The following is a 13,003-nucleotide window of genomic DNA, read 5'->3' as shown; positions in this document are numbered from 1 at the left end:
GGCTCGTTCGTCTACGTGCCGCCGGGCGTGCGCTGCCCGATGGAGCTGTCGACCTATTTCCGCATCAACGAGCGCAACACCGGCCAGTTCGAGCGCACGCTGATCATCGCCGACAAGGGCGCCTACGTCTCCTATCTCGAAGGCTGCACCGCGCCGCAGCGCGACGAGAACCAGCTGCACGCCGCCGTGGTCGAGCTCGTCGCGCATGACGATGCCGAGATCAAATATTCGACGGTGCAGAACTGGTATCCCGGCAATGCGGAAGGCAAGGGCGGCATCTACAATTTCGTCACCAAGCGTGGCGACTGCCGCGGCGACCGCTCCAAGATTTCCTGGACCCAGGTCGAGACCGGCTCTGCCATCACCTGGAAATATCCGAGCTGCATCCTGCGCGGCGACAATTCGAGCGGCGAGTTCTACTCGATCGCGATCTCGAACGGCTTCCAGCAGGTCGACTCGGGCACCAAGATGATCCACCTCGGCAAGAACACGTCGAGCCGGATCATCTCCAAGGGCATCGCGGCCGGCAAGTCGCAGAACACCTATCGCGGTCTTGTCACCGCGCATCGGAAAGCGACCGGCGCGCGCAACTTCACCGCCTGCGACTCGCTGCTGATCGGCGACAAATGCGGCGCGCACACCGTGCCGTACATCGAGGCCAAGAACTCCTCGGCGACGTTCGAGCACGAGGCGACGACCTCGAAGATCTCCGAGGACGTGCTGTTCTACTGCATCCAGCGCGGCCTCAGCCAGGAGGAGGCGGTCGGCCTCGTCGTCAACGGCTTCGTCAAGGACGTGCTGCAGCAACTGCCGATGGAATTCGCGGTGGAAGCTCAGAAGCTGATCTCGATCTCGCTTGAAGGGTCGGTCGGTTAAGCGCCGACCCTCGCGGTGCGCCTCGCGCGCTCCAACATCATCTGAATAAACTGGATACCAAGATGGCTTTGCTTGAAGTGAAAGACCTCAAGGTTCGTGTCGAGGAGCGTGAGATCCTCCACGGGCTGACGCTGACCGTGAACGAGGGTGAGATCCACGCGATCATGGGGCCGAACGGCTCCGGTAAGTCGACGCTCTCGCACGTCATCGCCGGCAAGCCCGGCTACGAGGTCACCGACGGCCAGATCCTGTTCAAGGGCGAAGACCTCCTGGAGATGTCGCCGGACGAGCGCGCCGCCAAGGGCGTGTTCCTGGCGTTCCAGTACCCGGTCGAGATTCCCGGCGTCGCCACCATGAACTTCCTGCGCACGGCGCTGAACGCCCAGCGCAAGGCGCGCGGCGAGGACGAGTACTCGACCCCGGACTTCCTGAAGAAGGTCCGCGAAGTCTCGAAGTCGCTGAACATCCCGCAGGACATGCTCAAGCGCGGCGTCAATGTCGGCTTCTCCGGCGGCGAGAAGAAGCGCAACGAGGTGCTGCAAATGGCGCTGTTCGAGCCGAGCCTGTGCATCCTCGACGAGATGGATTCGGGCCTCGACATCGACGCGCTGCGCATTGCGGCCGACGGCGTCAACGCGCTGCGCTCGCCCAAGCGTTCGATGGTCGTCATCACCCATTATCAGCGGCTGCTGAACTACATCGTGCCCGATGTCGTGCACGTGATGTCGAAGGGCCGTGTCGTGAAGAGCGGTGGCAAGGAACTGGCGCTGGAGCTGGAAGCGTCCGGCTACGCCCAGTTCGAGGACGCCGCGTAAGGAATTTTGCGATGAACGTTGCTGTGGCAAAGACCGGAAAGGGCCGCGCGGTGAGCGATCTCTTCACCAGCGCCGAGGGCCGGCTGCCGGGTTCGTCTGGGGTCACCGCCGTGCGACGCGAGGCGTTTGAGACTTACGAGCGTCTCGGCCTGCCGCATCGCCGGATCGAGGAATGGAAATACACCGACCTGCGCGCGCTGGTCGGCGAGGTGCTGCCGCTGGCGGCCGCGCCCGACGCCGCTGCGCTCAAGCGCGCCGCCGAGGCGGTGAAGGCTCATGCGATCTCCGGCGCCCGCAAGCTGGTGCTGGTTGACGGCGCGTTCGTGGCCGATCTGTCTGACGTGAAGGCGCTCGCCGCCGAGGCCGGCTTCAGGACCTTGCGGGAGACTTTGGACAAGGACGCGGGTCTTCTGAAGACCGCGACCGTTGATGCCATGATCGCGCTGAACGCGGCGATGGCGACCGACGGCGTTGTGCTGTCGATTGCCGACGGCGCCCAGCTGTCCGCGCCGATCCAGATCATTCACATTGCGACCGCCGCGTCGGCCTCCGCGTTCAGCCGCTCGAAGGTGACGATCGGGAAGGGCGCGCGCGCCACCATCGTCGAGACCTTTGTCGCGGCGGGCGCCGCCGCCTACCAGATCAACGACGCCGTCCTCGTCTCGGTCGGCGACGGCGCCGACGTCGCCCATATCCGCCTGATGGACGATGCGCCTGACGCGGTGAACGTGAGCTCGCAGTTCGTCACCATCGGCGCCAACGTGAAGTACAATTTCTTCAACATGACCACCGGTGCGGCCGTGAGCCGTCTGCAGGGCTTCATCACCCTGGCGGGCGAGGGCAGCGAGCTCTCGGCCAACGGCGTCAACCTGTTGCAGAAGACCGAGCATGGCGACACCACGCTGGTGGTCGACCATGCCGTGCCGAACTGCGTCAGCCGCGAAGTTTTTCGCGCGGTGATCGACGATCGCGCCCATTCGGTGTTCCAGGGCCGCATCATCGTCCGTCCCGATGCGCAGAAGACCGACGGCAAGATGATGACCCGCGCGCTGCTGCTGTCGGACGAGGCCGAGGCCGACAACAAGCCCGAGCTCGAGATCTTCGCCGACGACGTCTCCTGCGGCCACGGCGCCACCGCCGGCGCGCTCGACGACAGCCTGCTGTTCTATCTGAAGGCCCGCGGCCTGCCGGAGAAGCAGGCTCAGGCGCTGCTGATCCAGGCTTTCGTCGGCGAGGCGATCGAGCAGATTGCCGATGATGGCCTGCGCGAGCACGTGATCGGCATCGCCGAGCGCTGGCTGGAGCGCCGCCAATGAGCACGCATCCGGCGGTCAAGAACGGCGCCTACGACGTCGCGCGCGTGCGCCAGGATTTTCCGGCGCTCGCTATGCAGGTCTACGGCAAGAAGCTGGTCTATCTCGACAACGCCGCCTCGGCGCAGAAGCCGAGTGCCGTGCTCGAGCGCATGACGCAAGCCTACCAGTCCGAATACGCCAACGTGCATCGCGGCCTGCATTACCTCGCCAATGCCGCGACCGAAGCCTATGAGGGCGGCCGCACCAAGGTGGCGCAGTTCATCAATGCGCCCCGGACCGAAGAAGTGATCTTCACCCGCAACGCGACGGAGGCGATCAATCTGGTCGCGTCGTCCTGGGGCGGGCCGAATATCGGAGAGGGCGACGAGATCGTCATCTCGATCATGGAGCACCACTCCAACATCGTGCCCTGGCATTTCCTGAGGGAACGCCAGGGTGCCGTGATCAAATGGGCGCCGGTCGACGACGAGGGCAATTTCCTCATCGACGAGTTCGAGAAGCTGCTGACGTCGAAGACCAAGCTGGTCGCGGTCACGCAGATGTCGAACGCGCTCGGCACCATCGTGCCGGTCAAGGAGGTCGTGAAGATCGCCCATGCCCGCGGCATTCCGGTGCTGGTCGACGGCAGCCAGGGCGCTGTGCATCTGCCGGTCGATGTCCAGGACATCGGCTGCGATTTCTACGTCTTCACCGGCCATAAGGTCTACGGCCCGACCGGCATCGGCGTGCTCTGGGCCAAGTACGACCACCTCGTCGCGATGCGTCCCTTCAACGGCGGCGGCGAGATGATCCGCGAGGTCTCTCGCGATGTCGTCACCTATGGCGATCCCCCGCACAAGTTCGAGGCGGGCACGCCGGCGATCGTCGAGGCCGTCGGGCTTGGCGCCGCCATCGACTACGTCAATTCGATCGGCAAGGAGCGCATCGCCGCGCACGAGGCCGATCTCACGGCCTACGCCCAGGAGCGCTTGCGCGAGATCAACTCGCTGCGGCTGATCGGCACGGCGCGGGGCAAGGGCCCGGTGATCTCGTTCGAGCTGAAGGGGGCGCACGCCCACGACGTCGCCACCGTGATCGACCGCCAGGGCATCGCGGTGCGCGCCGGCACCCATTGCGTGATGCCGCTTTTAGAGCGGTTCAACGTCACGGCCACCTGCCGGGCCTCTTTCGGCATGTATAATACGCGGGAAGAAGTCGATCATCTGGCACAGGCGCTGTTGAAGGCGCGGGATTTGTTCGCATGAGTGACACGGCCGAAATCAAAGCCAATCCGATGGAGACCCATTCGGCGCTGCCGCCGGAGGAAACCGAGCGACTGACCCGCGAGATCATCGCCGGGCTCAAGACCGTGTTCGACCCGGAAATCCCCGCTGACATCTACGAGCTCGGCCTGATCTACAAGGTCGAGATCAAGGACGACCGCTCGGTCGACGTCCAGATGACGCTGACGACGCCGAATTGTCCGGCCGCCGGCGAGCTGCCGACCATGGTCGAGAACGCGGTCGCCAGCGTGCCCGGCGTCGGCGTGGTCGACGTCAAGGTCGTCTGGGAGCCGCCGTGGTCGCCCGAGCGCATGAGTGACGAGGCGCGCCTCGTCCTCAATATGTGGTGACGCGTAATTCTGGCATTGAATCTGCTCCGCAACGGACCACATCACTGACATGACACAGGCAACCCCAGCATCGACTCCGAAGCCGCGGCGTCCGCGCCCGCAGGTGATGCGGCTGACGGATGCTGCCGCCCAGCGCATCACCGAGCTGACCCAGCGTGCGGATTCCGAGATCGTGGGCCTGCGCGTCGGCGTGAAGAACGGCGGCTGCGCCGGCCAGTCCTACACGGTCGAATACGCCCACGAGATCCGCCCGACCGACGAGGTCGTCGAGGACAAGGGCGTCAAGATCCTGGTCGATCCCAAGGCCGTGCTGTTCCTGCTCGGCACCGAGATGGACTACAAGGCCGACAAGATGCAGGCCCAGTTCGTCTTCAACAACCCCAACCAGATCTCCGCCTGCGGTTGCGGCGAGTCGGTCGAGCTGCGACCGGCCAAGATCGACGGGTAAGCCCGGCTTTCGCCATTTACTCCGCAGTCGTCCCTGCGAACGCAGGGACCCATACCGCGTGATCTCTCCTTGAAGCGAGATATCAGTACCGGAGCTGGCACGACGAACAGTCTTCGCTAAACTCCACCCTGTGGTTATCGCGACGAGCGCAAGGCGCTCGCGCTGAGGTCCCTGCTTTCGCAAGGACGACACCGGGGGAGAGTTGGGCGATGGACCGCGAATTCCTGATCGACCTGTTCGCCGATTTCGGCCCTGTCACCATCCGCAAGATGTTCTCGGGGCACGGCATCTCCGCCGACGGCATCAATTTCGCTTTGTCGCTGCGCGCCGGCCTGTTCTTCCGCGCCGACGAGGTGACCATTCCCGATTTCGAGGCGGAAGGCTCGAAACCGTTTCAGTATTCGACCCGCGCCAAGACCGTGGTGGTCAACTCCTATTGGGAGCTGCCGGCGCGGCTGTTCGACGATTCCGATGATTTTGTGCAGTGGGCGAGGGCGGCGCTCGCGGCCGCTCAGCGCGCCAAGCTGAAGACGCGGCCGAAGGGGAAGAAGGCGGCGAAGAAAGCCGCACCGAAGAAGCGTGTGGCGAAGAAGGCAGTCAAGAAGACGGTGCGCAGGGTGGGTAAAGCGAAGCGTGCCCACCGTTCGAAATAATCACGACGAGATCGTGGGCACGGCGCTACGCGCCTTTGCCTACCCTACGAGACCTACTCCACGGCCTGGGTCAAGCCGACCCTCATGTCCTTGGCCGTGAACACGCACACGCCATCCGCCAGCACACGTCCATCCGCAATGCCAAGCACCAGCTTGCCGCGCCGGACCATGCGCATCGCGACCTCGTAGCGCACGCTCTTCGTGTCGGGAGTAACGGTGCCCGTGCACTCGACCTCGCCGACGCCGATGGCGCGACCCTTGCCCGGTGAGCCCGACCAGCCGAGCCAATAGCCGACCATCTGCCACATGGCATCGAGCCCCAGCGTTGGCGGCATCACCGCGTCGCCACGATAGTGGCAATCGAAGAACCAGCGACCGGGCGTGATATCGAACTCGCCGACGATATGGCCTTTGCCATAGGCGCCGCCGTCCAGGCTGATCTCCGTGATGCGGTCCATCATCAGCATCGGCGGTGCCGGCAATTGCGCGTTGCCGGGGCCAAAATAGCCGCCGTCGCTCGATCTCAGCAGCTCGTCCCGGGTGTAGGACGGTTGCGGCGTGTGGAAATCGTGGGGGTTGGGCAAGACGACAAGTCCTCGCGGTCGGGCGCCATCAGCGGCGAGGAAGATGTCGTTCGTCAGGTCGGAATGTCAAGCGCGGGTGGTGTTCTTCTGTCACGCCACGCGGCTGTGGGTCTCGACCGCGTATTCCGGATCGGCTTCGCAGATCACGCGGTTGCGACCGTTGCGCTTGGCGGCGTAGAGGCAGGCATCGGCGCGCTCGATCAAGGCGTCGGGATCGTCGCCCGGCTTGAGCATGGAGACGCCGACCGAGATGGTGACGCGGCCGAGGATCTCGCCGGTGGATTTCTTCTTCAATTCCTTGGCCATCACCGCGCGGCGGATGTGGTCGGCCACCGTGAGGGCCTGGCGCAGCGCGGTGTTGGGCAGCACGACCGCGAACTCCTCGCCGCCATAGCGCGCGGTGATGTCCTGGCCCTTGATGGTCTGTTTCAGCGACAGGCCGACGAGCCGCAGCACCTGGTCGCCGGTGAGATGGCCGTAGGAATCGTTGAACGACTTGAAGTGATCGATGTCGAACAGCAGCAGCGACAGCGGCTCGCCCGAGGCGAGCGCGCTCTGTACGGCCATGCCGATCATGCGGTCGAAATATTTGCGGTTACCGAGGCCGGTGAGCGGGTCGGTCAGGCTCTCGGCGCGGATCGCCTCCAGGCTCTGCTGGAGATTGCTGATCTCGTTCTTCGACAGCGTCAGGCGATCTTCCAATGCCTTGTTGGTGTCGCGCATCTCGCTGGTCGAGCGCAGCAGGCTTTCGACGATTGCCTTGATCTGGTCGCGGCTCTTGGCCGCGGACAGTTTCGCGGTCGCGCCCGACAGGCTGGCGTCGTAGGAGCCGGTCATGCCGAGTGCGTCACCCAGGACTCGCATCACGTCGTCGATCTCGCCGATGACGCGCGCGCCGACCTTGTCGATGCGGTCGGTGGTCTTGATGTGGGAGAGATAGGTCTCGTAGATCTGCTCGAGATCGGCTTCGGTCAGCTTGCCGCTGCGCGCCAGCGTCTCGTTGACGATCTTGTTGAGCGGGGCGTTGTAGCCGGTGGCGTAGACGTACCAGATCTCGTAATTGCGCGGAATCGCCGTCTGGCGAAGCGATCGGATCTGACCGAGCGCTACTTCGGCGAACGCCATCGTGCGTTCGTGTTCGTCGAGCACCTTGACCACGGAACATACCCCACAGCGGTCGGTGCGCCGACGACCGCAGCAATGCTTAAATTATGTTCGTAGGCTAACGGACGATCGTGAACGCCCCGTAAATTTACGTTCACGAAGCGTCTAAAAACGTGTGCTTCCTGTTTCCGCAACTGAAACCTGGAGCGCGCTTGCGCGCGTCAGGCGCCGGCGGGAGACGAGCGCACGGGCCGGAGCAGGAACGCCGGCAGATGCGAATGATCGCCCGGCTCGGTATCGGCCTCGCGCTGGCGGCGCGGTTCGGGACGGCCGATCGACGGCACATGCGAATTATTGTTGGCCTGCTGGCGTGCGTTGCGACGCGGCTCGCCCGCGTGCCTCTCTTCGGAGCGATGCCGCGCTTCGGAGGGCTGCCTGGTTTCGGAGGCGTGCCTCGCTTCGGACGATTGCCTCGCGTCGGAAGAATGCCTCGGCTCGCCACGCGCCTCGCGCGGCTCGTGGCTACGCTCACGGCCACGCTGCGGCTTGCCGCGTCCTCCACGCGAACGCTCGCGGCCACGTGCCTCGCGCGGACGATCGGTCGCATCGCCAGCTTCGGCGTGAACTTCGTAATCGCCTTCGGCGCGCGGAATGCTCTGGCCGATCAGCTTCTCGATCGCCGCCATCGACTTCTGGTCGAGCGGCGTCACGATCGAGATCGCAGTGCCGGTGCGGCCGGCGCGACCGGTGCGGCCGATGCGGTGGACGTAGTCGTCGGCATGATGGGGGACGTCGAAATTGAAGACGTGGCTGACCTCGGGAATGTCGAGACCGCGGGCGGCGACGTCGGAGGCGACGAGCAGAGGCAGCTCGCCCTTGCGGAACTGGTCGAGTGCGGCCATGCGGGCCGGCTGGTCCATGTCGCCGTGCAGCGCGCCGACGCTGAAGCCGTGCTTCTGCAGCGACTTGTGAACGATCGCGACCTCGCGCTTGCGATTGCAGAAGATGATCGCGTTCTTGAGATCCTTGGCCTCGCGCAGCAGGCGGCGCAGCAGCTCGCGCTTCTCGTGCGCCTCGCGTCCGGCGGGCACCTGGGCCTGCGTGACGGTGACGGCGGTGGTGGCGGGCTTGGAGACCTCGACCTTCTGCGGGTTGTGCAGGAAGGCTTCGGTGATGCGCCGGATTTCCGGCGGCATGGTCGCGGTGAAGAACAGGGTCTGCCGCGTGAAGGGAACGAGCTTGCAGATGCGCTCGATGTCGGGAATGAAGCCCATGTCCAGCATGCGATCGGCTTCGTCGATGACGAGCAGTTCGACGCCGGTGAGCAGGAGGCCGCCGCGCTCGGTGTGGTCGAGCAGGCGTCCCGGGGTCGCGATCAGCACGTCGACGCCGCGCATCAGCTTGGCATCCTGGTCGCCGAACGAGACGCCGCCGATCAGGAGGGCGACGTTGAGTTTCTGGCCGGCGCCGTAGCGGTCGAAGTTTTCCTTCACCTGCGCCGCGAGCTCGCGAGTCGGCTCGAGGATCAGCGTGCGCGGCATGCGTGCCCGGGCGCGACCCTTTTCGAGGATGGTGAGCATCGGCAGCACGAAGGCCGCGGTCTTGCCGGTGCCGGTCTGGGCGATGCCGAGCACGTCCTTGCGTGCGAGGACGTGGGGGATCGCCTGTTCCTGAATGGGGGTGGGGTTGGTGTAACCGGTGGCCGCCACTGCGGCGAGGACTTTTTCGGACAGTCCGAGATCTGAAAAGGACATTGAGCCTCTGGTCGAAACCGCCGTTCGGAATCGAGGGTAATAAGGCTGTCGCGTTCCACCCCGAAACGGCGCGCTCTCAAAGAAGCTGGGGGTGCTGACTCACGCGAACAAAGCGCCAGGCTCAGGAATCGGTCTTCGATCTGAGCCGCGTCGACCCGGAACATAGGCGGGAATTGGCCAAAGTCAATGGAGCGGGCGCGGGAAGGCCCTAAAAAACCTGAGGTTTTTGCCAAATAGCGGGCCCGACTGGGGTTTTCCGCCCAGACCGGCGCTCCGACCGGAGCCGCCAAAACGGCCGCTAGCGCCCCGCTGAGCCCTGCGCCCGGAAGTCGGACCGGAAGTCACCTGGGGCCATGCCGTAGGCGGCATTGAAGACCCGGTAATAGGTCGCCAGGCTCTCGAAGCCGCAGGAGGCCGCGATATCGGCGATCAACCGCTCGGGCGCCTCGCGCATCAGGCGGCGGCTCTGTTTCAGCCGTTCGTCGGTTACGGTCTGCGAGAAGCTCTTCGCCGCAGTCTCGAACAGCATGTGCAGGTGGCGCACGGAGACTCCGAGTTCGTCGGCCACAATTGTCGGCGTCAGAGCCGGGTTTTGCAGGTGGCGTGCGATCAGCCGGCGGGCCTGCGAGAGGCGGGCGGTCCGCAGCGCGGCCTGTCCGCGCCGGCTGCCGGGCCTGACGATGCCGCGCTCGATCAGCGCCAGATGGGCCAAAGCCTGGACCAGGGAGGTCGCATCGGTCGCGCCGTGATCTGCGGACGCTTCGCCGAGCTCGGCAAAGCAGGCTCCGAGCAGCGGCGCCAGGGTGGGATCGCTGAACGTCCGGGGCGAAAGCTCGCGCACACGCTTGTCCTGCGCCGGAATGCTGCTGACGGGGATCTTGAGGATGCGCAGATGGAAGCCCCCGGCGCCCAGCGGCGCGGTGCGGTAGGGCAGGTCGGTATGGCTGGTGGCGAAGCTGCCATTGGCGATCGCAAAGTCGGTTCCGCGCATGCCGCCGAACCAGCCGCCGCTGCCGAGCTGCTGGTAGACGCAGATGGCGTCGCCCGGCGCGTAGGCGATGTCGGACGTGCTGCGCTCGACGGTGTAGGCTGAGGCCTTCAGCTCGACGAGGCCGGCGCCGCCGAGCTGGCGCAGCGAGAATTCGCCGAAGAAGTCCGCGCGCCGTTCGCGCTCGAGCTCGGCGGTGACCCCGAACAAACCCTTGGAGCGCACCTCGCGCCAATAATCGAAGCGATCGTTCGGCTCGACCTCGTCGGTACACCAGCGATACACGGCAGCCCCCGCTTGCAGCGCAATTGCCCTAGAAAGAGCAGATTCCGCGGGAATCTGCCATAGGCAGATCAGGGAACCGGAGCCCGGGATCCTTGAACCGCCGTTACGTCTGGGCCGACTATCACACAGCGGCAGGGGGTCCAATGAACTGCCGTTCGAAGGAAGCGGCCTCTCCGCCGTTCTGCAACGGGAAACTTGTGATGACGCGTCGGCTTTTCAGAATTCTGGCGGCCCTTGGCCTTGCAGCGAGCCTCGGCGGCTTTGCGCTTCCCGCTCATGCCGAGAAGCGCGTCGCGCTCGTCGTCGGCAATAACGATTACAGGAACGTTCCAAAGCTGCTCAAGGCCGTCAACGATGCCCGCACCATGGGCGACACGCTCAAGCAGCTCGGCTTCTCGGTGATGGTGGCTGAGAACCAGAACCGGCAGCAGTTCTCCGAGACGCTGCTCGCCTTCGACAAGGCGATCGAGCCCGGCGATACCGCGTTCTTCTTCTACGCCGGCCACGGCTTCGAGATCGCAGGCCAGAACTACCTTCTGCCGACCGACGTGCCGGCGGCGACGGAAGGACAGGAAGAGCTGGTGCGCGATGCATCCATCCTGGCGGACCGCATCATCGAACGTCTGCAGAACAAGAAGGCGCGAACCTCGATCCTGGTGTTCGACGCCTGCCGCAACAACCCGTTCGAGCGCAAGGGCACCCGCGCGGTCGCCGGTGGTGGCGGCCTCGCGCCGATGATGCAGCTGCCCGAAGGCGTGTTCTCGGTGTTCTCGGCCGGTCCCCGCCAGACCGCGCTCGATCGCCTGTCCAATGACGACGCCAATCCCAATTCGGTGTTCACGCGCACTTTCGCCAAGGAGCTGCTCAAGCCCGGCGAGAACCTCGTGCAGGTGGCGCAGCGCACCCGCCGCGCCGTCAGTGAGATGGCCGATACCGTGAAACACCGGCAGGTGCCCGTGTATTTCGACCAGATGGTCGACGATGTTTTCCTCAGCGGCATGGCGAAGGATGCCGCCGCGCGGCCGGACGATCCGCCGCCGCAGAAGCTTGCGGCGTTGCCGCCGGTGTCGGTGCCGAAGATGCCGAAGGAGGAGGCCACCAATGCGCCGATCGCGAGCTTCTCGCGGCACAATGGCGGCTGGAGCGTGGTGTTCTCGTTCGCCGACCCGACGCTCGGCATTTCCTGGCGCATGGCCGGCAAGGTCGATTTCCGCGAGACCGGATTCATCGACACGCTTGATCCGCGCACGCGCAAGCGGATGCCGAACCCGTCGATCGAGCTGCCGCCGGATGCGCAGGCCGGCACCATCGAGGTCCGCTACGTCGACCAGTCCGGCGACATGCAGGGACCGTTCCCCATCAGGTTCGATCCCGAGGCGGCGCTGATCCGCGACCAGCGCAAGATCCTCGACATGACCGCGACGAGCTGGCTGTCGTTCCGCGAGTTCAACGGGCTGCTGGTCTACTACACGCACCTCGTGTCCTATCGCTGCGCCATCCGCGAGGTGCGCATCGGCATCGACACCGCCGTGCCCAACCAGGTGCTGAAGATGCCGCCGTGCGACATGCGCGACCCCAGCGCGATCACCGACGGCATGCCGCTCTACATGAAGCTGGCCCCAGCTACGCAGTCGGTCTCGGTCGAGCTGACCTATCGCGACGGCAGCGTCTCGGAGATCAAGAGCTTCCGCAGCGCGAACCGGAGCAATAATTGAAGCTTGCTCGCTGACGGTTGCGTCGCGACGAGGTGGCTGATGCGCGGGCTCCGAAGGAGTGAATGCTCCCGCTGAACGAAGCCGCAATTCGGACAACGGTAGCCCATTTGGGTCAATCAAAGAGGCTTGACAACCTCCTATCTTTCCAACCCAGACTGCGATCATCTTCTCCAAGAGGTTCAGAGAGATCTGCATGGGTCGGACCGACGGCTATCGAAGACGTGCCATCCTTGCCCCGCTCGGCCTCGGCGTGCTGATGCTAACAATTCCAGTCACGGCTCTGGCTTGTCCTTGCACATACAAGCTCGAGGGATTCCCCGACATAAGCTCCGATAAACCGATCCCCGCGGCTCACGCCGTGTGCCTGCGCTCGGTCGAGGAGTTCGTCAAAGGGAAGCGCAAGTTCATTGCAAATTCGAATCGCGAAAAGGCGCGAGCCGCCCATGAAAAAAGCCTCCGCATCATTCTCGATACGGACTGGGGGGTGCCGTCGACTGAAACGGCGAACGCACTGATCGAACAAGGCAAGCGGGTGATCAGCGAAACACAGGAAACGCTCGCCACCGAACGGAGGAAACTGGGCGACCCCGGTCATATCCAGGAGATCGTTCGAGATAACATTTCACTGGACGAAAGCACTGTGCTGATGAGGACGAAATTTATCGAGTACGCCCGTTGCGTGCTCAAGAACGATCTTCCGCCGACCGCGAAGTGAGAGAGCCGCCTTAGGAGCAGAGCCGAGGGGAGCGGGCGGGTCATGGAACCGTTCTTCAAAGGGCATGCTAAATCCACCTTGGAGACACCATGCTGCCGCAACGATCCGGCATCCACGCCGGGGCTGTGGCGCTAGGAG

13 protein-coding genes are annotated in these 13,003 nt (G+C 64.6%); 9 read left to right on the top strand and 4 right to left on the bottom strand.

What is annotated here, in order from left to right; genetic code table 11:
- The 7 genes from sufB to Q0743_RS21645 form a co-directional block, all read left to right on the top strand.
- Positions 1-876: Fe-S cluster assembly protein SufB (sufB, locus tag Q0743_RS21675; protein WP_298243517.1), on the top strand; the 876-nt coding region annotated here is incomplete at its 5' end.
- A gap of 62 nt (positions 877-938) precedes the next feature.
- Entirely contained in the window at positions 939-1,691 is a 753-nt protein-coding gene (sufC, locus tag Q0743_RS21670) for a Fe-S cluster assembly ATPase SufC (RefSeq protein ID WP_194402257.1), read from the top strand.
- Between the two features lie 11 nt (positions 1,692-1,702).
- Positions 1,703-3,007 (top strand): Fe-S cluster assembly protein SufD, encoded by a 1,305-nt coding sequence (gene sufD, locus Q0743_RS21665; protein ID WP_298243516.1) that lies wholly within the window; start codon positions 1,703-1,705, stop codon positions 3,005-3,007.
- Positions 3,004-4,251: a cysteine desulfurase gene (locus Q0743_RS21660; protein ID WP_298243515.1), complete on the top strand. Its 1,248-nt coding sequence runs from the start codon at positions 3,004-3,006 to the stop codon at positions 4,249-4,251. The genes sufD and Q0743_RS21660 overlap by 4 nt, the downstream gene beginning before the upstream one ends.
- Positions 4,248-4,619: an SUF system Fe-S cluster assembly protein gene (locus Q0743_RS21655; RefSeq protein WP_018641712.1), complete on the top strand. Its 372-nt coding sequence runs from the start codon at positions 4,248-4,250 to the stop codon at positions 4,617-4,619. Before Q0743_RS21660 ends, Q0743_RS21655 begins: the two co-directional genes overlap by 4 nt.
- Before the next feature lie 49 nt (positions 4,620-4,668).
- A complete protein-coding gene (locus tag Q0743_RS21650; RefSeq protein WP_074123211.1) occupies positions 4,669-5,067 on the top strand; it encodes an iron-sulfur cluster assembly accessory protein in 399 nt (132 codons plus the stop codon).
- Positions 5,068-5,276: 209 nt separating this feature from the next.
- Positions 5,277-5,720: a TfoX/Sxy family protein gene (locus Q0743_RS21645; RefSeq protein WP_298243514.1), complete on the top strand. Its 444-nt coding sequence runs from the start codon at positions 5,277-5,279 to the stop codon at positions 5,718-5,720.
- Positions 5,721-5,773: 53 nt separating this feature from the next.
- Here Q0743_RS21645 and fabA read toward each other — a convergent pair whose 3' ends face one another.
- From fabA to Q0743_RS21625, 4 genes are all read right to left on the bottom strand, one after another.
- On the bottom strand, positions 5,774-6,304 hold the full coding sequence (gene fabA, locus Q0743_RS21640; protein WP_298243513.1) for a bifunctional 3-hydroxydecanoyl-ACP dehydratase/trans-2-decenoyl-ACP isomerase: 531 nt from the start codon (positions 6,302-6,304) through the stop codon (positions 5,774-5,776).
- Between the two features lie 90 nt (positions 6,305-6,394).
- On the bottom strand, positions 6,395-7,462 hold the full coding sequence (locus Q0743_RS21635; RefSeq protein ID WP_298243512.1) for a GGDEF domain-containing protein: 1,068 nt from the start codon (positions 7,460-7,462) through the stop codon (positions 6,395-6,397).
- 167 nt (positions 7,463-7,629) lie between these two features.
- A complete protein-coding gene (locus Q0743_RS21630) occupies positions 7,630-9,162 on the bottom strand; it encodes a DEAD/DEAH box helicase (RefSeq protein WP_298243511.1) in 1,533 nt (510 codons plus the stop codon).
- 298 nt (positions 9,163-9,460) lie between these two features.
- Positions 9,461-10,435 carry a helix-turn-helix domain-containing protein gene (locus Q0743_RS21625; protein ID WP_298243510.1) on the bottom strand — a complete coding sequence of 325 codons (975 nt, stop codon included), beginning with the start codon at positions 10,433-10,435 and terminating at the stop codon, positions 9,461-9,463.
- Between the two features lie 200 nt (positions 10,436-10,635).
- Here Q0743_RS21625 and Q0743_RS21620 point away from each other — a divergent pair, with 200 nt between their 5' ends.
- Together Q0743_RS21620 and Q0743_RS21615 are read left to right on the top strand one after the other, a co-directional pair.
- Entirely contained in the window at positions 10,636-12,150 is a 1,515-nt protein-coding gene (locus tag Q0743_RS21620; protein WP_298243509.1) for a caspase family protein, read from the top strand.
- A gap of 193 nt (positions 12,151-12,343) precedes the next feature.
- Positions 12,344-12,865, top strand: coding sequence for a hypothetical protein (locus Q0743_RS21615; protein ID WP_298243508.1), 522 nt, complete (start codon positions 12,344-12,346; stop codon positions 12,863-12,865).
- Positions 12,866-13,003: the final 138 nt, after the last annotated feature.

Source organism: uncultured Bradyrhizobium sp. (genome assembly GCF_936943645.1).
Lineage (GTDB): Bacteria > Pseudomonadota > Alphaproteobacteria > Rhizobiales > Xanthobacteraceae > Bradyrhizobium.
The sequence above is the reverse complement of the archived record's forward strand: the minus strand, read 5'-3'. Positions and strand labels throughout refer to the sequence as shown.

Coding starts and splice junctions, on each gene's coding strand:
- sufC (WP_194402257.1), top strand. CDS start 939: ATGGCTTTGCTTGAAGTGAAAGACCTCAAGGTTCGTGTCGAGGAGCGT.
- sufD (WP_298243516.1), top strand. CDS start 1,703: ATGAACGTTGCTGTGGCAAAGACCGGAAAGGGCCGCGCGGTGAGCGAT.
- Q0743_RS21660 (WP_298243515.1), top strand. CDS start 3,004: ATGAGCACGCATCCGGCGGTCAAGAACGGCGCCTACGACGTCGCGCGC.
- Q0743_RS21655 (WP_018641712.1), top strand. CDS start 4,248: ATGAGTGACACGGCCGAAATCAAAGCCAATCCGATGGAGACCCATTCG.
- Q0743_RS21650 (WP_074123211.1), top strand. CDS start 4,669: ATGACACAGGCAACCCCAGCATCGACTCCGAAGCCGCGGCGTCCGCGC.
- Q0743_RS21645 (WP_298243514.1), top strand. CDS start 5,277: ATGGACCGCGAATTCCTGATCGACCTGTTCGCCGATTTCGGCCCTGTC.
- Q0743_RS21630 (WP_298243511.1), bottom strand. CDS start 9,162: ATGTCCTTTTCAGATCTCGGACTGTCCGAAAAAGTCCTCGCCGCAGTG.
- Q0743_RS21620 (WP_298243509.1), top strand. CDS start 10,636: ATGACGCGTCGGCTTTTCAGAATTCTGGCGGCCCTTGGCCTTGCAGCG.
- Q0743_RS21615 (WP_298243508.1), top strand. CDS start 12,344: ATGGGTCGGACCGACGGCTATCGAAGACGTGCCATCCTTGCCCCGCTC.